Consider the following 18,296-nt stretch of genomic DNA (forward strand, 5'->3'; position numbering starts at 1 on the left):
TTCGTTGTTAGCTTGTCGGGATAGCGGCCCCGACCATCATCGAATGGAGCGGCATCGAACATGATCGGCGAACCTCCGGACCGTGCCGGAGTCTCGCGATCTGAGAGGGGGCTGGCTAGACATGATTGTGGAGATTGTGGCCGGCCTTTCGCTGTCTGCTCCGTCTGTTGTAGACGCCATTTCGGCCCTTGCGCGAAGTTGCAGGCAGCGTCCGGGACTAGCCCGGAAGCGGAACGGCGGCTTCAGCGACCGGCCTGGCAGAGCCGAGGTTGCGCTCCGCGACCACTCCCGACCCCATAGCAGGCCTTCGCTGACTTGGCGTTTCGGAGCCGAGTTCGCTCAATGCGGCAATCGATGAAGCACCGACGGCTCGCCCGCTCGTTGCGGATGAAGCGCAAATTTTACCTCGCCAAACAGGCTAAAATCCTATCATCTGCAGACTGGCCACTGATGGGGTGCGTTTTGGATGAGACTGGTGGAGGGGGATTGCAAGATGTCCTGCGACACCAACAGACCCTCGCACGATTTGGCGAACTCGCCCTCAGGTCGGACGATCTGGATGAAATCCTGACGGAAGCCTGCCGCCTGGCAGGCGAGGCCCTGGGAACCGACCTCGCCAAGGTCGTGGAGCTGCAGGAGGACGGCAAGACTCTGCGGGTGCGCGCGGGTGTCGGCTGGAAACCGGGCGTCGTCGGAATAGCCACCATCACCGCTGATGAGGACACCTCCGAGGGGCACGCACTCCTGACCGGAGAACCGTTGATCTCCGCCGACATCGCGACGGAGACGCGGTTCAGGTACGCGGCGTTCTTGATCGACAACAACGTTCGGGCGGTGGCCAACGTCATCATTATTGGCGGACAAGATAGGCCGCCGTTTGGCATCCTCCAGATCGACAGCCACGTCCCCCGCCAGTTCACCGAGAGCGACACCCTCTTTCTGCGCAGCTACGCCAATCTGATCGCAGGCGCAGTCGACCGCATCCGCGTGATCGGCGAGGTGCGAAACCGTGAGGCAGGTCTTCGAGCAGCGCTTGAGGAACGAGTGGCCGAGCGGACGCAAGAGCTCACGGACGTCAACGCCAGGCTTCATACCGAGGCCGAGGAGCGCGGACGGATCGAGGAGACCCTGCGCCAATCACTCAAGATGGAAGCCGTCGGCCAACTGACAGGGGGTCTGGCGCACGATTTCAACAACCTGCTGGCCGCCATCTCCGGCACCCTGGAATTGATGCGAATGCGCATGAGCCAGGACCGAACGGCTGACATCGGTCGCTATATTGACGTGGCCATGACCTCGGTCAGCCGCGCTGCGGCACTCACCCACCGGCTGCTGGCCTTCTCGCTGCGCCAAACGCTGGATCCCAAGCCAACGGACGTGAACCGGCTTGTTGCAGGTATGGAGGATTTGTTCACCCGGACAGTTGGGCCGAGCATCCAGGTCGAAACCAAACTGGCGGGCGAACTCTGGCCAGCCCTGTGTGATCCCAATCAGCTCGAAAATGCGATGCTCAATCTGGTGATCAATGCACGAGACGCCATGCCCGACGGCGGACGCCTCATGATCGAGACCCGAAACAGCGTCTTTCCCGATTGGCGCAGTGGGGCCAGCACCTTGCCCGCGAAAGTGCCGGCCGGCGAATACATGGGTCTGTTCGTCACCGACACGGGGACGGGCATGTTCCCAGATGTGATCGCGCGCGCCTTCGATCCCTTCTTCACAACCAAACCGACCGGAGAGGGAACAGGCCTTGGCCTTTCCATGATTTACGGCTTCGTCCAGCAATCGGGCGGCCATGTCCTCCTGAGCAGCGAAGCGGGCCAGGGCACAGCGGTATCGGTCTATCTGCCGCGACATCTCGGGTTGGCGGACGGTGCGCGAGAAGCCCTTGCGGCCACCAAGACCCCGGATGCGGAAGCGGGCACGGCCGTGCTGGTGGTCGAGGATGAAGTTGCGGTGCGGATGGTAATCGTCGAAGTGCTGTCGCATCTCGGCTACAGGGTGTTAGAGGCCGAGAATGGTCAATCCGGCCTGCGGATCGTCGAGACCGGGGTTCGCATCGATCTCCTCCTTACCGATGTCGGTCTGCCCGGCGGCATGAACGGGCGCCAGCTCGCTGACGCAGTGCGGGTGCAGCGCCCCGAACTGAGGGTGCTTTTCTTGACGGGATATGCAGAGAGCGCTGCCGTCAGAAACGGTCGGCTGGAGCCAGGCATGGAGATCATGACGAAGCCATTCGCAGTGGACGCGCTGACAGCCAAAATCGAAGGCATGCTAAGCAATTGCCCTTAGGGTGAGCCGATTAGAGGTCACGGCGAGATGTCTGTTCCCCCCCCGTCTCGGACGGACCGGCTGCACAGTTGATGTCCGATATGCGGACGCGGCTGGCATGCTCTGAAGAGCGAGGATGGGCGCAATCAGGACGTTGGGAGGCGAGCGCTTAATATCCGCAACCCATCCCCTCTCAGACGTCGCGGGCCTCTGGCCACACCCCGTCCCGATTGTAATAGGCAAGGACCGACCCGCTCGCACGATCCCCTGCCAGATAAGCTCGTAACGCCGCCTTATCGCTGTCCAGGAACATGGCAAGCGCCACCCTCGACACGAGCCAAGTACCTCCGACCTTCCGCCCGATGTCGTTCAGCGTCGCCCAGCGCCTCACGGTCTCGATCGAGAAGCCGGAGGTGTCCGCGGCCTCACGCAGGGTCAGAGCCTCACGTCGATCGAACGGAATGAGTACCTGCGGCACGTCACGCGAGATCGAGCGTTCTGACCATCCTGAGGAGGTCACGGAAGCGCCGACGTTCGGCGATCGCCTCGCAGGTGTAACGGCCATGGCGGTAGTTCCCGTTTCGCTCATTCCGAGGTGCCCCGTGACCGGCAGCGCCGCCGTGCATTCGGCATCGAGCCTTGCCCTTCGTTGCCGGGGAGCAGCACGGCGTCCCGGATCGGGTTCGCGCTCCACAGCGGCGCGCCAGCCGCAAGCTCGAGGGTTCTTCCGTCATTCGCTGCATGAGTTTGATCCTTGATTTCGGCCCGCCCCCTCCGCCTCCCCCCGGTCACGTTGCCGACGATGGCAGCCTGTCCTCCGTTCACGGTCGTGTGCTGGACGACGACCGTCTGCTTCCCGCCCCGACGCATCCGGGCAAGTGTGTCGAGCTGGGCGAGGAGCGTCCTCTGAAACTTGGTCGCCGCCGTTGTTCGAGCGTCCAGTGTCGCGGCATCGCCGGCCCGGAAGGCGCGACCAACCAGGTCCATCGAGACGATGTGCGTGACGGCCATCTGGACCGCGAGCGCGCATTCGATCTCGTTCTTCGGCTTCACGGCCGCGACCATGGCGAGAATGGCCTGGATCCGCTGCTCGCTCGGATGGCCCCCGTCCGGAGACACGGATCCAATGAGGAGCGAGATCTGATCCTCCATGAAGGCCGAGACCTTCGTGCCGAACATCGCCTCGCAGCCGAGTTCGACCTTGATGGTAAGGCCCGGTCGACCGCCGCCGGCATCGAACGGCGCCAAGCTGATCTGAGGCAACCGGCGCTCGCGAGCCTTCGACCTCGGTGCTGCCCGTATCTCACCCATGGACCACTTTCAGGATTGGGGTTTGGACGTCCGCGAAGCTCGAGAGCACGCGGCGCTGATCGAGGGTGCCAAGCCGCCCGAACTCCGCATGAGCTTCCCGAAGCACGTCGGAATCGCCGTCCGTGATCTCGGCCCTCAGGAGGGCAAGGTTGGCATCGTGTCCCCGCGGGCCGGTGAGAACCTTGACCAGAGCCCGAAGCGACCGAAGCCGTGCCTTACGCTCGGCCGCGTCTATGCCGGGAACGAACGGGCCCCAGGTCACGCTGCGGCCTTTCGGCGAAGCTCAGCGCATTCCTCGGCGAAGCGGCGCTTGTAGATTTCGACGCTGTCGTGCTCCCGGTCGTAATCCGTGACCGTGCCGTCAGGTCGGATCAGCCCCCAGATCGTGCCGTCGGAGAATTGCCCCTCGTCCGTGATCGGAAACAGAGGGCCGGCATCGAGCCCATCGTATCGGAAGGCCAGGACGGTCGTTGTGGCGAAGAACGGCTCGCCCTCTTCGTCCACCGCCCTGATGGCCTGGTATCCAGGCGGGGCCGGCAGAATGACACCGGTGAACTTCGAAAGAGCGGCGACGCCCCTGCTGACCACAAGCGTCCGGCCATCAGCGAACGTGACGCGGGACCGACCGCCTCGGGTCGAAACGCTGGGCAGCTCCTCAACGGTCTGGATCTGGTTCGTGTTGATGATCACGTTGGTATCGATCTCGATCAGCATGGAAACTCTCCTGTTCGGGTGACGGGTGACGCTTGGTGACGCCAAATTCCGGTTTCCTCTCACGTGCGCGCGCATGTACGTGCGCGTAAGAGGTGGATGCCATTCTAGGTGTCACCATGTGTCACCCGTCACCCTCCCGACTGAATGGCTGCCTTTGCCTGAGCCGAATGCCTGCCCAGCCGCGGACGGTTTTCGATCGACTTGCGAATGCCATGGCGGCGCATTGCCGGCGCGAAGCTCTTCGTGCTGCCGGGCGCGTCGCCCGCGGCTTTTGCGTACGCCGTCCAGGACGCGAACAGTTCCGCGGTCTGTTCCCACTTGTGATCGTTTCCGGGGTCGAGTTCGCAGGAGTCGGCAAGCCACTGTCCGAAGAGGTCCTGCTCGACGAAATAGTCGTCCGTGGCCGACACGACGCTGGCCGGGGTGATGAGCCCGTTTTCCTGCCAGTCGAGGCAGCCGGCGATGATCCACCGCAGGATGGCGGGTCTCTCGGCCCGAAGCCTGTCCTCGAGCGTCGCGTCGGGCTGGGCCGGCTTGCGGACGAAGGGCACGATCCGGAAGCGGCGTCGGGCGGCCTCGTCCACGTTACGGAGCGCAGGCTGATGGTTGCCGACGATTGTCAGCTTGAAGGTCGGCAGGAAGGTGAAGTTGTCCTGCCGCATGAACCTCGCCGTGATGAGGTCGCCCCCTGTCAGCTGCTTGATCCTGGCCTCGGCCCAGGCCCGGCCCTCCTCGGTCTCAGACGCGGTGACGAGGCGGGCGCCCCGCAGCATCGCGAGGTCAGTCGTGTGACGGTCGCCAGCTGAGGCCGTGAATGTGTCGATCGCGGCCGTCGTCGCGTAGTCTCCGAGGATCGACGAGAGCACGTTCAGGAACACGGACTTGCCGTTCCCGCCCGGTCCGTAGATGAAAACGAGCGCGTGCTCCCTGGTGCTGCCCGTGAGGGAGTAGCCGCACCATTGCTGCAGGAAGCGGATCAGCTCGACGTCGCCGCCTGTGGCCTGATCCAGAAAGGCGAGCCAGAGCGGGCAATCGGGTTCGTCCGCGGGCGCCACGGCGGCCAGCTTTGTGATGCCGTCGGCCTGATCGGAGCGGCGCAGCTTCCCGGTTCTGAGATCGACCGTCCCGGCCGGCGTACCGAGCAGCCAGGGATCCGTGTCCCACGACTCGGCCGTAACCGCGAACACTGGATCCGATCGGCAGAACCGCTCGACGCCGGCCGCGAACGACGTCTTAGCGATAGTTCCGCGAGCCTTGGCAGGAGCGGCTTCCGCGAGACCGCGGGCGAGTTCGCGCGCCCAACGGAACGCGAGCCCCGTCCGGTTCGGCCGCCAAGCGACCTTGTCCCATCCGAACCAGGCGCCGGTGTCGTGGCAGTACCTGAGTCGGCCCGCGTACTTCGCGGCGAACCGGATGGCTGCTGCGTCCTCCGTCGCTGTTCCGGTATCGTGGGCAGCCTTTCGGCCGCTCCCTTGACGAGGGGCCTCGTCATAGGACGCAGCGTCGGGTTCAAGGTCGTCGAGGTCGACATAGTCCGTCATGCCGCCGCCCTCCTCGCCACTGCCGGCACGAGGATGCGTGGCGCCGGGCGGGTTAGGGCGCTCCGAAGCTCCCGGGCATGCTCGAAGTCCTCGGCCACAAGCGGGCCCGCATCGGACAGCCAAGCGGCAGCAAGGCGCGGCCGAATGATGACGATCCCTCGTCGCCCAGCCCGAAGCCAGTCGAGAGGATCGCGCCAGACGGGCAAACCGTCGTGCTCGGCCATCCGAACGTCGTAAGCTTTGGACTGCCCGATGCCCCAAGCGGCGCCGCGCCAGGATGCAACTCGGGAGAGAGCGGGCTGCCACGCGACGATGTCGGCGGGCTCGCCATGCATGTCGTCGACGAGGAACAGGAAAGCCCGAGCGCTCCGGACAGACAAGCTGCGCTCGTGTTGCTCGAAAGAGAACCGACCGTCGTCAGCGAACACGACGTGGCCGGCCCGGATCGGGGTCGGCGTGTCGATTGAGGATTCAGCGACACCGTTTCGGACGATCTCAGCCCGCTCCCTCGGGAGCAGGTCGAAGTTGCTGAGGAACGTGCCCGTGAGACGGGCAACTGAGGGAAGGCCGCTCATCCGCGGCTCCCGTCATTCGGGCCGAGCCCGGCTAGCGCCGCGACGGTAGCCGCGATCGGGGCCGTAATCCCGAAGCGCATCGCCAGACGTCGGGTGACGACGGCTTGCAGGACGTCGCGGTCCGCAAGGTACGGGCGAAGTTCGGAAGTCGATGGTGAAACGGTCTGCCGGCGAGAGGCGGAGGCGAGATGACGTTGAAAGGGATTTCCAGGCATTTGGGGGCTCCATGAGAAATAGAGCCGCCGAAAGGATTTGAACGCTGGTCCGCCGTCGCGTATATGGAGCTTGCCAGAACCATTATCGTGACGATCAGCCCTCGCTCTGCCTAACGGCGGTTGCGAGGGTTTTCGTTAGCCGGCGATGGATTGGAGGACGCGCTCGGAGGTCGAGCGAACCGGGGCGCCGAGCCGGGCCTGAGCGAAAACGTCGAGGCCGCTGACCGGATACGTCGGGAACCGGCCGTCGTAGACCATCACCGGCCCGTCGCTGGAGATGCACGCGATCTTGGTCAGCGTGCGGGCCGAGAGCTGGATGCCCCATTTCTCGGCGAGGTACTTGGAGGCTTCAGGCCTGCGGAGGCGCTGCTCTCCCTTCTGCGGAACGTAGTACATCGTCCGATCCTCTCCTGCTTGGGAGGCGATGCTTGACGCTCAGCGTCGCGCATCCCTTCGTGGCTACGGAGAGGAGGCTAGGGGGTCTTAGGGGTGCTATCGCGGGACAGCCCGCGCAATCTTTGCGTCGGCTATCCGCCCTCGGGTCGATGACGCCCTTCGATATTTGCGGATTGTGTCGGCGTCCCAAGCTTCGCCACGATCCGGACGGATGTTGAATACTTCGAGGAACCTTAACGTGAAATCAATCTGCTGTTCGACGGGCCGATCGCCGAAGGACAGGTGGAACACGTCGGGAAGAGCGAGCCCGATCAGCCACTTCTTCGGAGCTATCTCGGGTCGAGGCGCCCTAGACGGGGTGTCTTCAATCGACCACGCGCTCAGGCGACTTGCCAAACGAAACAGCGTCGTCGCGGCATGAATAGGCGACACCTCATCATCAGGAATGAGGAACACCGTCCGACCGTTAGGGCGCTTGTCGATCGCCTTGAGCCGTTCCGAACTTCCCGCGTTGATCACCGCGCCCAGCACGTCGCGTGCAATATCGCGCGATCTGACATCCGAAGCGGGAATCGCGTCGGCAGCCGAATGCAGCGACCGTTCGGCCTTCGTAACGTCGCGAGCAACCCGGCCCAGTGTCTTTATTGCAGAACGAACCGTCTTAAGCCGCCTATTGATTACGTCCGCCGGGATGCCTTGGTGCAACCGCGCTCGATCCTCGTATTCAGTGAGCACACGAGACAGGCCGATGAAGAACCGAGCTCTGGCCCATCCCTCGAAGCCTCGGTTCCGCTCTCCCAGCACGCTCCGGGCGAGAGACATCATCACGTCGCTCGTGACATCGTCAGAACGCCGCCACCTAAGCCGGCCCCACTTAATCCGGCTCGGCCTCATTTGCCGTACCGTAGCTCGACGACGTTGCCGGCCCCAGCGCTTGCTTTCGACATCATGGCCGCGATCTCATTCGCAATCCGGTTCGCAGCCGCGACCAGCGCCGGATCTAGCTTATGGATGTAGCCCGCCGTGATCCCGCTTCCCGCGTGTCCGAGAAGCGCGCCGATGGTCGGGATTGTGAAGCCGAGATCCTCACCGACGGACGCGAACGAGTGCCGCAGAGTGTGGGGTGTGACTGCCGGGAGCCTGCGCCGGACGACCCTGGCCCAATCCTTCGGCAGTCCCGTGAACTGTCCGGAGCCCCGCACGGCTGGAAACAGAAACTTGCCCTTGCTTCGGTCCATCACCCGGCGGAGCACGTCGCATGCGGCTCGCCCAATCGGCCGCACGCTCGGTCCAGTCTTCGTGTCGACGAGCCGGAGCGCCTGCCGTCCGAAATCGACCTCGTCGCGGGTCAATCCCTCGATCTCACCACGACGGCAGCCGGTCAGAGCAATCAACCGAGTCGCTTCAAGGGTTTGCCACCGAAGCCCGACACGTTCCGCCGCGGCGAGCCGTCGTCCAAGGCGTCGGTACTCGACGGGATCGAGGCGGCCCGTGCGCTTGTTGTAAGCCGGCACCCTGATGCCGACCGCCGGGTTGTCAGGACGGTATCCCTCATCTCTCGCGTAGGTCAGGATCGTGCTGAGGAGCGCCATGGTCCGCGTCGCAGTCCCTTTGCCCCCGGTCACTCGCGCCCGACCCCTGACCTTCGTCTTCACGTCCGCAGCCGTCTTGCCCCCGATTACGTCCCGCAGAAATCCGCGGAGATCAGCCGAGGTGAGGTCCTTGACGGTCCGGCTGCCGAGCAGCGGAATGATGTGGCGCTCGATGCGTCCGCCGTCGATGTAGATCGTGGACGGCTTCTTCGGTCGCTTTCGCCTCGTCAGGACCAGGCCCTTCTCGCAGCGCCCCTGGTACTCGCGGCAGAGCATGGCCATCGTCGTGGCGGTGCGGTCAGCCGCTCGCGTCTCGACCGGGTCGATGCCCTTTGCGACCTGCAGCAGATGCGTGCGAGCGATATCTCGAGCTTCGTCCGGCGTCAGGATCCCGTACCGACCAATCGTCAGCCGGCGGCTGCGGCCGTTCTTGTTCCGGTATTGGATCAGGAAGGACTTCGCGCCACTCGGCTTCACGCGGAGACCAAATCCCGGGAGATCGCCATCCCAAACCATCCGCTCCCGGGTCGGATCCGGCGCGGCGGCATCAACCGTTCGTTTGGTCAGCTTGGCCATCGGGTAAGCAGGAGGTAAGCAGCGGGCGGGAAACTCACGGCAACTTCGGTAATGCCGAGAACGCTGCCGGACACCCGAAAAGGCATACCGCATAGGGGGTTGGGAAGCCAGAGCGATCCCAGGTAATCCCGCTTAATTCCGGGTAATCCCTTGTCCGCTGCAATCGCACTGCAGAGGTCAGCGGTTCGATCCCGCTCAGCTCCACCACCCAGTCTGTCCAAACCGTCGTTTTCGGTACCGGCCTGAGTTCTATCGATTCTCCCGATACTTAGCTGGCCGGTCAGCAAGCAGAGACCGTCTTCAAGCGTTTAGAAGGTCTCTTTCCGGCCGTTTCAGGCGCCAGTCTCAGGTGCCCTAAATTCCGTTTCCGCAGATGCTGCCGTCAGAGCCCAAGAGCATCGTGCTGGGCGTGCCAGGACGCAGGCTGTTCGGCGAGCTGGGATAGGCCGATGCCGCGCGGCAGTCCGCCCTGGACGATGGTCCTGACGATCTCCGGCGATAGGAACGCGAGCGACAGCGTCATTCGGACCGAGCGCTCGCTGCAGCCTTCGCGGGACGCGATGGCATCCGTGTTGGCGATGCGGCCGGAGACGATCTCGTCCAGCCATCCACGGCCCAGCGCGATGGCTCGCAGCAGCCGTGTGCGATCCAAGCTGCGGGCGGGCCGCAGGCGATCAGGCTCGCCTCCCGACGGCACGATGATCTCCCGCTGGCGGGTCGTCGGGCTGCGTGTCCAAGAAGCCTGGATCAGCTCGCCCGTCACGAGTTCGATGTCGAGGATATCCGGTCGGACCGTCACCTCCCGGATCGTCTCGACAAGCTCGGCATCGCTGGAATCGGATAACGCTGTTGTGCCGCTCCGCAACGCCTTGATGATCACGGCCTCGATCTCGGCCGCTGGAACGCGGGCGATGCTACCGGCCTCCTGCTTGCGCCCTTGCTGGACAGCCTGGCTGACGTAGTAGCGATAGCGGCGGCTGCCCTTCTGAGCATGGGTCGGGCTCATCGCATGGCCGCGATCATCCCGCAGGCGCCCGGTCAGGAGATGCTCCGACGGGGTGTTTGAGCGGTCCTTACGATGCGCGTGAGCCGCGAGCTGAGTCTTGACTGCGTCGAAGATGGCCGGATCGACGATCGGGGGATGCTGCCCGGCGTGGACCCGGCCCTTGTGGGAGAGCTGGCCCACATAGACCCTGTTCTGCAGAAGGGCGTAGAGATGGCCGCGGCTGAACGGCTTGCCGCCTGACGATCGCCCGCCACCATCCACCCGTTCGGGAACCACGATGTTCGCATCCTGCAACTCGATCGCGAGCCGGGTGACGCTGCCGAGCGCGAGGTAGCGGTCATAGACCTCGCGGATCAGCGCGGCATGCTCCTCGACCACGTGCAGGGCGCGGTCAGAAGCCCGGTAACCGAGCGGCACGACGCCTCCCATCCAGATGCCTTTCTTCTTCGAGGCCGCGATCTTGTCTCGGATACGCTCGCCCGTGACCTCGCGCTCGAACTGCGCGAAGGAGAGCAGCACATTAAGCGTCAGCCGGCCCATGCTGCTCGTGGTGTTGAAGCTCTGCGTCACCGACACGAACGACACGCCCTGGGCGTCGAACAGCTCGACCAGCTTGGCGAAGTCGCTGAGCGATCGGGTGAGCCGGTCGACCTTGTAGACCACCACCACATCCACCCGCCGGGCCGCGATCTCGGCCAGGAGCCGCTGCAGCGCAGGGCGCTCCATCGAGCCGCCCGAGAAGCCGCCATCGTCGTAGCGGCCCGGCAAGCAGCGCCAGCCCTCATGCGCCTGGCTCTTCACATAAGCTTCGGCCGCCTCGCGCTGGTTGTCGAGCGAGTTGAACTCCTGCTCGAGCCCGTGCTCGGTCGAGACCCGGGTGTAGATGGCGCAGCGGAGCGCCAGGACGGCAGGTTGGATCACAGGCCCGTCCTCCTGTCCTGTGATCCTGCTTTCCTGGTCCGCAGGCCGAAGAAGCGTGGGCCGTTCCAGCTCGATCCGGTGATGGCCCGGGCAACGCCGGTGAGGCTGGGGTAGGTAGCCCCGTTCCAGGCATAACCCTCGGCCAGCACCATCACGCGCTGGAGCGTACCCTCCCACTCCCGCACAAGCAGCGTGCCGGGCTTCACCGGCCGCAGCTCTGGCAGCGGCATCACCTCCGCCTCACGGCCTTCCTCTGCCATGCGGCGGAGTTCCCGGGCCGTGTCGCGGTCGAGATCGCCGAGGGCAGCAGCCTGGACCCGGTAGGCCAGGATGCGGTGCAGGAGCGAGCGTGGCAGCTGCGCGGGAGCCGGGCTCCCGACCAGCCTGCGCCAGCGTCGTCGCAGACCAGCGAGGTCGAGCGCGGCGAGGCGCTCGAGATCGGCCGTGAGACGGGGGTCGGCTGGCGGCCGACCCCCACCAAAATGCCGTGCGGTCACGCGGCAGCCGCCTCGGCCGGAGCCGCTGCCTTGCGGGAGCGCCGCTTCGGCTCGGGCTCGGGAGCCGCGATCCGATATGCCGTCACGCCATCCTCACGCGGGCTCTTAGACAGCTCGTGCCCGGCCGACCGAAGGCGGGACAGAGCCGCCCGAGTCGTATGCGGCAGCCATCCAGTTGCGACGATCATCTCCGCCTGACTCGCCCCCTCCGGCCGGCCGAGCAGCGACATAATCAGCGCCATCTTCGTCCCGGGGCGGACCGAGTCCGACCCGATTACCTCGGCTACAGGCGCAGTATCGGCCGGTGAGGATCCCGCTTCCGTGGTCACGTCTACTACCTTCCCCTTCCGGGCACGGGGAGGCCGAAGCCCGACCGCCCGGTATCCAGCCGGGGTCAGAGTGGGATCCTCGCCATGCTGGCCCGCAGGAGCGATCAAGCCGGCGCTCTCCAACTTGCCGAGCAGGCGCTGGCGGCTCACCTCTTTCATGGTCTCCGGCAGAAGAAGCAGCCCGCCCTCCCGGCCCGCGGCCTCGGTCAGGATCTTCGTCTCGGTCTTACTCAGGGTGATGCTCGACATCGGTGCTCTCCAGAGTGTCCGAGCCTCGGCTCGGGACGGGTCTCGCCCGCCACCACCGGGGCCCCGCAATCGGCGAGAGCCGGCGGGGCAGGATGAGATCACGGAGAGGCGATCGATCGGCGGTCAGAGCCTCCCAGAGCGCGAGCAGGAGGCGGTTGCGGTCGTTGACCTAACCCAGCCGCGTCCGTGCCCTCGTCTCCACGACAGGACACACGCTCCGTTCGCCGCGACAGTCGAGTGTATTGTGCAAGGACGTCGGAGATACCGGCGGTGTCGGCCCGCCCCGACCGTTGTGGACTGGACCGGGGCGCTACTGGGTCCGCCCTGGAGTCTGAAGTTGACCCCAAGCGGACGTTCAGAACGTCTGCCTCCGGCAGGCCCAATTGGGTTAGCAGCCGAAATCAGCGTCTCTGGCCTAACGCGTCTCAGAGCGTCCGTACTTGGCGCTCTGATCCCGAAAATATCGAGATCTTTCCGATGTAGCTTCCTGGGCGCCCCTGCCGCAAGTGTCTGCCGCCGAGGGTCAACGAGATGCGAGCTTCGTTCAAAGGCGTCTAGCCACTGCCCGCCCAGTAAACTAAGCTGGGATTGTAGCGACAGCGGGACTTCTCCGTTTCGCGAATCCGGCTACAATCTTTTAGATGCTATTCAAGTCCTCTACGCTCGACGACGCTCTGAGCGACATCCTTCGTCGCTTAGCCAAGCACGGCGACCCGATCCGCTCCAGCAAGGGCACAGCGCGCGAATTTACCGGCGTCCTGCTCAAATTGTCGGATCCAACTGCCCTATTTAGCCGTACTGAGGGCCGCGGAACGCTCTTTAGCTTCGTCGGCAAAACATTGTGGTACCATTCTGGCTCGGACCGTCTTGATCATATCGAATACTATATTCCCGCCTATCGAAGCTTCATCGGTGCCTCGCGGCGAGCTGTCCGCGCGCCGGGAGCTTACGGACCACGATTGTTCGGAGGTGGAGAGAGTAGCCAGATGGCCCAACTCGTAAGGATGCTCGAGCACAAGCTCCAGAAATCTGACACCCGGCAAGCCGTAGCTCAGATATTCAAACGCTCCGACTTGATACCAGGCAACGGCGACGTTCCATGCACCACAACAGTTCAGTTTCTTCCGCGGAAGGGCAAGTTACACACAATCGCAACTATGCGATCGAACGACGCCTACCGCGGCTTTCCAGGCGACGTCTTCGCCTTCACCTTCATCCAAGAGCTCGTAGCGAGAACGCTCGGCTTGGAGGTTGGAAGTTATAGCCACTTCGTCGGAAGTCTTCACCTTTATGAAAGCGACAAATTCTCTGCCCGTGATTATCTGCGCGAAGGCCTGCAGTCGCCTATGAGCATGCCTCCCATGCCAAAAGGTGATCCATGGCATTCCGTGGCTTGGCTGATCGAGGCCGAGCAGGCCATTAGGCTCGGAGGACAAGAACCGGTCGCGGACGGCATTCCTGGATACTGGCTCGATCTCGCCCGGCTTCTTCGTATCAAGGTCCTACATAGGAACGGCGACATGCGGCGGCTGGCCGAGGAGAAGGCTAAAATGGAAAGCCCTGTGTACGACGCCTTTATCCGCGGACGCCAAATTGCAGCGCACAGGCGGCTGGAGTCTCAGCCAGACTTGCCCGGCATGCTTGCTCCGACAGGGCGGAGCTGACTTGAGCCCCGCGGACAAGGCTCGTGCGCTCGCGCTGACGGAAGCCATCGGGCAATACCAGGAAGAGGTAGGCTCACTGCCGGGGATAGCCGCTGAAGGGCACCTTGAGACTTTGGTGGCCCAGATCATAGACAGCCTGCGCCGGATCGAATTCGTGCACCACATTCGGGACGCAAGGCATGACCCGGCTAGGATGGATCCTTCCTCCCCGCTCTTTGACCCACTCAAGGCTGCGGTCCTGCGCAGCCGCCGCGGCGAAGCTGACGAGGCGTGGTGGCTCGTGTTCTTGGCAACTCACTTCGGAAAGCACATCACTGATGGATGGCGCCTGGCGCGTGACGTTTACGGAAGGCTCGGCCAAGGCGGCCATTGGAACTGGGCGGCGACTTCGCAAAGCCCGGCGGCCCTTCAGTCCTGGTTCGTTTCCAATGAGGGTACTCTGCGGGGCTCCGATGGCGTAACCCGGCGTTTCAGCAATCACCGTCAATACGAAAGCTTAAGGGCCTCATCTGCTGCCGGTACTCCGCGGATTGTGGCGTCGTACGTGGCCTGGGTATCCCCACCCAGGACCCACTCGGACCTTGTCCGGCAGCTGCATCAGTCTGTCGGACAGGACCCGCAAGCGGTTTTCGCCGCGCTCTACGGATCCATGGACGCGGTTCATCGTTTCGGCCGCCTTGGACGTTTCGATTTCCTTGCTATGCTCGGGAAGCTCGGCATCGCTCCGATCGACCCGGGCTCCACGTTTCTTACGGGCGCGACCGGCCCTCTGAAAGGGGCGCGCCTGCTTTACGCCGGAAGTCGCGTGGCGGACCTTTCGGCCCGTCACTTGGACGCCAAACTTGCAGAATTCGGGCGCCAAACAGGGCTCGGCAGCCAAGCCCTGGAGGACGCGCTGTGCAACTGGCAGAAAAGCCCAGGCAAATACGCCAGGTTTAGGGGATGAGCCCGTCAGCCTCGATTTGATCCCAGGAATACCGACGTTTAAGCCGATTGAGGCGGTCTCTGCCGAGAAGGCCCTTGTGCTGCAGCTGTCCGACGATCAGACCCGGCGCGACGCCCGCACGGCTGGCAAAGCGGAGAATGGAGTCTAGATTGTCGCAAATCGAAAGGAGCTCATCTTGATGAGCCGGAGGCACCAGGACCGACGCGGCGAAGTCGTTGGCCTCTCGCTCTTCGGACGTGCTCGCGTCGCTGTCGCCGCCTTCTAGAAAGAGAGTACCCGGCCTATGGAGCAGCAGGTGGGCGGCTTCGTGGAAGAACGTGAACCAGAACTGGTCGTCAGACCGGTACCGGAAACTTAGAACCAGCATCGCCTTCTCAGGCGAAAGAAAATGTGTCGCTCCACTGGCTGGGCAGCCTTTTGGTGTACGGGCAACAACCAACGCTACGCCGGCCTCCGCGCACAGAAGGCGCAGTTTGGGAATGAACGATCTCGGATCTTTTTGCCAGGTCAGGCGCCTTGCTATACGCAGCCGTTCCCTAAATACTGATGCGTCCCAGGAGTCACAATGGACGCGGCTCGCGGCCAACTCTGCCCAGCGAAGCCACGCGATTACCGCGCCGGGATCCTTTTTTGTTGATCCTGATATTCTGAATGCAGCCGCCGCAATCGTCCCGGCGTATCTAGCTTGCCAGGTAGGCACGTCGGGGACGCCGAAGAACGCGAGGCATCGGTCAGCGGCCTCGGTCCGCGACCTAAACTGCCCGATCCATCCCAAGGTGGCCATTTCGCGCGAAGGGAACTGCTTTACCCAGAATTCGGGGTCCGAAGCCGTATTGCGCTGTTGGACGCGCACGATGTCGGAGCGGTATTCGGCCTCGCGAGCCATCCAGAAAGTGCGCGACGATCCGAGGCATTCTGAAAGCCGGATCGCGATGTTCTCGTCCAGTGCCTCAACGCCCAGCAGCAGCCGTTGAACGGTTTGCACGTCCGCGCCCAGGAAATGAGCAAGTGCCTCTTTCGAAATTGAGCGAGCGTGTAGGATTGCCCTGATGGTGGTGCCGGGCGGCTCCGCCCACTCCGGCTCGAACGCCTCGGCCCGGACCGGGTTAATCACCAGCGTGCTCAATGCGCTGAAGGAGGACGCGGTCGACGCGGGGCCAATCGATCCGACCGTCAGGGGTCATTGGCGGCGTCCTGTGGTTTGCTTTAAATATAAGAGACAAATTGATCCCTACTGGAAGAGCGACGCCGCCACTCATCCCGGATAGATCGAGCATCGGAACCTCGGCCAGGCACGAAGCCGCCCGAATGTCGGCGATACGACCTCTCAGCAGGGCACCAGCCTCAGCGCCGTACCTATCGTCCATTTCTGTTCCGTTTAGACACAATGAACGCAGGCCCCTCGTTCGAAAAGCGATCTCCATCGTGCAGAGTTCCAGCCATCACGCCCATCTTCCAAGATCGAATCGACTGGACCGTAGATGATTTGACTGCGCGGAAGCAGGGTCACGACGCCCGCCAATCCGTCCGTCCACATGCAGAAAGGCGACCGGAGCTCGAGCCAAGTTCCCCTGCGGCGCCCTCCGCCCGCGAACGCGTCGCTCAGACGGCTAGGAGGCGCTTTCGTGAAGAGCATGGCACATAGTGTGTTCCTCGCCTCATGTGACCTAACGTGCCGTCACACCGCGAACAAACACAAGGCCTCCGACCCGCTTGTAGCACGAGGGACCGCGTTCGGGACATCGCTATGTTCAACCTCGCTACCGAAAGCCCATTACGGGGCTGTGGGAGCGCCACAGATGTGCCAGCTGAAAATTTTCTGCACGGCACATTCGACTTAGGCTTAGGCTCAGGTAGAAAGCTGCGCTTCTACTCAGCCCCAGATGTCCGATGCCGCTCTCGCCTTCTCAACGCGTAAAGATCCTGACCGAGGTTTCGAAGCGGCTGGCAGCAGAGGAGTGGCCTCTCGTTGATCTAATTCTTACTCAATTTAAGCTTCGGACCGATTCCGACTGGAACGGAGAAAAAGTCTCATACGTTGTCGAAATGGCGAAACATGCCGACGACGAGACACTGAACGGCCTCGCCGAACATTTTGAGCTGCCAGCTGCGATGCCTGGAACTCCGTCTGTGCAGCATCCCTCGTTTTGGAAGGAGGGCACGCTAAAGGTTTTTATCTCCCACCTATCTGCCCACCGGAAGTTCACTGGTGAGCTTCAGGAGGCACTCTCCCACTACGGCATTACAGCGTTCGTCGCGCATAAGGACATCGAGCCCACATATGAGTGGCAGACCGAAATCGAGAATGGGCTTGCCACATGCGACTCTCTCGTAGCGCTTCTTCACGACGACTTTCACGCTAGCAACTGGACGGACCAGGAGATCGGGTTCGCCATGGGGCGCGGTATTCCGGTCTTCGCCGTGCGCCTAGGACAAGATCCTTATGGCTTCATTGGCCGGTTTCAGGCCTTTAATGGAAGCGGCAAGGCACCCGCAGCCCTCGCCATCGAGCTCTTCAACGCATACCGAAAGAACAAGCAATCTCAGGCGGCAATGCAAAACGTCCTGATTAGCTTGCTGGAGAAAAGCGGGAGTTTTGAGAGTGCTCGGGTCAGGACCGGCTATCTGGAAGATATGACGAGTTGGCACCCATCATTCACGGGGCGAGTAAGAGCGGCAATTCGAGACAACACACAGGTGGGCTCCTCCTGGGGAGTGCCCGGGCGCTTAGAAGCCCTGATCGAGAAAATGGACCCAAGCGCTAGAAGGCCGAAAGCTCGGGATCTCGACGATGACATCCCATTCTGAAGACCTCGTGATGTCTGAACCAGCTTTGGCGAAATGCCCGCTTTGACTCGTTCAACACGGCATTGGGTCAGGCCGTTATTAGCTTGGCTCCGAGACTTAGTGCTGCCGACTACGTCCCGCACGTTGATGAATCCCATCGCGTGTGATCCGATGCCGCGCCCGAGGACCGAAGCCCCGAGCCAGCCGTCTGGCATCGTGGAGGGCCTGCGGTGCCCCGTGCGGGGTGTAGATCAAGTCTGGGTGGGTCGCCCAGAGATCCGCATCGGTACGGATTAGCGCCTGCCACCCTGAACGCGGTGATCCAACTTCGACATTCGGGTCATAACGATGTCCGTTGCTGGCAGCTCAAACGCGGGTTGCAGGCGTTGGGCTTCGTCCGGGCTGAACCAGTCGGAGTCGGCCTGCTGAACGTCTGGATTTGGGATGAATGACAATGCCTGCTTCTGGCGCGACTGGGACGAGAGTAGCGCTACCTGTGGACACGTGGCTCACGCTCGCTGAACCGTAGGGCACGGCGTCGGGCTTTTCGGTCCGCTTTGCACCGGTTAGGCCTGCCGTGAGGAGTTGCTCATGTCGGACACGCTCAACCGAGCCTTCGGGTTCTGCCAACGCTTTGAGCTGCAAGTTCCGATCCTACTCGCGCCGATGGCGGGCGCGTGCCCGCCTTCCTTATCCGCCGCCGTTG

General features: G+C 63.2%; 17 protein-coding genes. 5 read left to right on the top strand and 12 right to left on the bottom strand.

The window, feature by feature from the left end; all coding sequences use genetic code 11:
* Window positions 1-486 precede the first annotated feature (486 nt).
* The gene (locus tag ACFE87_RS04060) at window positions 487-2,292 is read left to right on the top strand and encodes a response regulator (protein WP_375458333.1); all 1,806 of its coding nucleotides are present in this window, start codon (window positions 487-489) and stop codon (window positions 2,290-2,292) included.
* Window positions 2,293-2,464: 172 nt separating this feature from the next.
* Here ACFE87_RS04060 and ACFE87_RS04065 read toward each other — a convergent pair whose 3' ends face one another.
* From ACFE87_RS04065 to ACFE87_RS04085, 5 genes are all read right to left on the bottom strand, one after another.
* Window positions 2,465-2,791, bottom strand: a complete 327-nt coding sequence (locus ACFE87_RS04065; RefSeq protein ID WP_375458334.1) for a helix-turn-helix domain-containing protein — start codon at window positions 2,789-2,791, stop codon at window positions 2,465-2,467.
* Window positions 2,751-3,014 carry an HGGxSTG domain-containing protein gene (locus tag ACFE87_RS04070; protein WP_375458335.1) on the bottom strand — a complete coding sequence of 88 codons (264 nt, stop codon included), beginning with the start codon at window positions 3,012-3,014 and terminating at the stop codon, window positions 2,751-2,753. The genes ACFE87_RS04065 and ACFE87_RS04070 overlap by 41 nt, the downstream gene beginning before the upstream one ends.
* A 560-nt stretch (window positions 3,015-3,574) precedes the next feature.
* Complete coding sequence (locus ACFE87_RS04075; RefSeq protein ID WP_375458336.1) at window positions 3,575-3,844, bottom strand: hypothetical protein; 270 nt, start codon at window positions 3,842-3,844, stop codon at window positions 3,575-3,577.
* Window positions 3,841-4,296 (bottom strand): hypothetical protein, encoded by a 456-nt coding sequence (locus tag ACFE87_RS04080; RefSeq protein ID WP_375458337.1) that lies wholly within the window; start codon window positions 4,294-4,296, stop codon window positions 3,841-3,843. The genes ACFE87_RS04075 and ACFE87_RS04080 overlap by 4 nt, the downstream gene beginning before the upstream one ends.
* 128 nt (window positions 4,297-4,424) lie before the next feature.
* Window positions 4,425-5,837 carry a phage/plasmid primase, P4 family gene (locus ACFE87_RS04085; RefSeq protein ID WP_375458338.1) on the bottom strand — a complete coding sequence of 471 codons (1,413 nt, stop codon included), beginning with the start codon at window positions 5,835-5,837 and terminating at the stop codon, window positions 4,425-4,427.
* A gap of 77 nt (window positions 5,838-5,914) precedes the next feature.
* Between ACFE87_RS04085 and ACFE87_RS04090 the strand changes: the two genes are divergently transcribed.
* On the top strand, window positions 5,915-6,304 hold the full coding sequence (locus ACFE87_RS04090; protein ID WP_375458339.1) for a hypothetical protein: 390 nt from the start codon (window positions 5,915-5,917) through the stop codon (window positions 6,302-6,304).
* Window positions 6,305-6,762: 458 nt separating this feature from the next.
* On the opposite strand, the gene ACFE87_RS04095 is transcribed toward ACFE87_RS04090, so the two are convergent.
* The 6 genes from ACFE87_RS04095 to ACFE87_RS04120 form a co-directional block, all read right to left on the bottom strand.
* The gene (locus ACFE87_RS04095) at window positions 6,763-7,023 is read right to left on the bottom strand and encodes a hypothetical protein (protein WP_375458340.1); all 261 of its coding nucleotides are present in this window, start codon (window positions 7,021-7,023) and stop codon (window positions 6,763-6,765) included.
* 96 nt (window positions 7,024-7,119) lie between these two features.
* Window positions 7,120-7,848 carry a hypothetical protein gene (locus tag ACFE87_RS04100; RefSeq protein ID WP_375458341.1) on the bottom strand — a complete coding sequence of 243 codons (729 nt, stop codon included), beginning with the start codon at window positions 7,846-7,848 and terminating at the stop codon, window positions 7,120-7,122.
* Window positions 7,849-7,913: 65 nt separating this feature from the next.
* A complete protein-coding gene (locus ACFE87_RS04105; protein ID WP_375458342.1) occupies window positions 7,914-9,191 on the bottom strand; it encodes a tyrosine-type recombinase/integrase in 1,278 nt (425 codons plus the stop codon).
* Window positions 9,192-9,573: 382 nt separating this feature from the next.
* Window positions 9,574-11,118, bottom strand: coding sequence for a recombinase family protein (locus ACFE87_RS04110; protein ID WP_375458343.1), 1,545 nt, complete (start codon window positions 11,116-11,118; stop codon window positions 9,574-9,576).
* Complete coding sequence (locus ACFE87_RS04115; protein ID WP_375458344.1) at window positions 11,115-11,615, bottom strand: DUF2924 domain-containing protein; 501 nt, start codon at window positions 11,613-11,615, stop codon at window positions 11,115-11,117. The genes ACFE87_RS04110 and ACFE87_RS04115 overlap by 4 nt, the downstream gene beginning before the upstream one ends.
* On the bottom strand, window positions 11,612-12,193 hold the full coding sequence (locus ACFE87_RS04120) for a DUF3489 domain-containing protein (RefSeq protein WP_375458345.1): 582 nt from the start codon (window positions 12,191-12,193) through the stop codon (window positions 11,612-11,614). Before ACFE87_RS04120 ends, ACFE87_RS04115 begins: the two co-directional genes overlap by 4 nt.
* A gap of 641 nt (window positions 12,194-12,834) precedes the next feature.
* On the opposite strand from ACFE87_RS04120, the gene ACFE87_RS04125 reads away from it, so the two are divergent.
* Both ACFE87_RS04125 and ACFE87_RS04130 read left to right on the top strand, forming a co-directional pair.
* Window positions 12,835-13,857 carry a thymidylate synthase gene (locus ACFE87_RS04125; protein WP_375458346.1) on the top strand — a complete coding sequence of 341 codons (1,023 nt, stop codon included), beginning with the start codon at window positions 12,835-12,837 and terminating at the stop codon, window positions 13,855-13,857.
* A gap of 1 nt (window position 13,858) precedes the next feature.
* On the top strand, window positions 13,859-14,803 hold the full coding sequence (locus tag ACFE87_RS04130) for a hypothetical protein (protein WP_375458347.1): 945 nt from the start codon (window positions 13,859-13,861) through the stop codon (window positions 14,801-14,803).
* Here the strand turns inward: ACFE87_RS04130 and ACFE87_RS04135 are convergent.
* Window positions 14,793-15,917, bottom strand: coding sequence for an ImmA/IrrE family metallo-endopeptidase (locus tag ACFE87_RS04135; protein WP_375458348.1), 1,125 nt, complete (start codon window positions 15,915-15,917; stop codon window positions 14,793-14,795). The two genes, ACFE87_RS04130 and ACFE87_RS04135, sit on opposite strands and share 11 nt — an antisense overlap.
* A 776-nt stretch (window positions 15,918-16,693) precedes the next feature.
* Between ACFE87_RS04135 and ACFE87_RS04140 the strand changes: the two genes are divergently transcribed.
* Window positions 16,694-17,611 carry a toll/interleukin-1 receptor domain-containing protein gene (locus tag ACFE87_RS04140; RefSeq protein ID WP_375458349.1) on the top strand — a complete coding sequence of 306 codons (918 nt, stop codon included), beginning with the start codon at window positions 16,694-16,696 and terminating at the stop codon, window positions 17,609-17,611.
* Window positions 17,612-18,296: the final 685 nt, after the last annotated feature.

The organism is uncultured Enterovirga sp. (assembly GCF_964242715.1).
In the GTDB taxonomy this organism is placed as follows: domain Bacteria; phylum Pseudomonadota; class Alphaproteobacteria; order Rhizobiales; family Beijerinckiaceae; genus Enterovirga.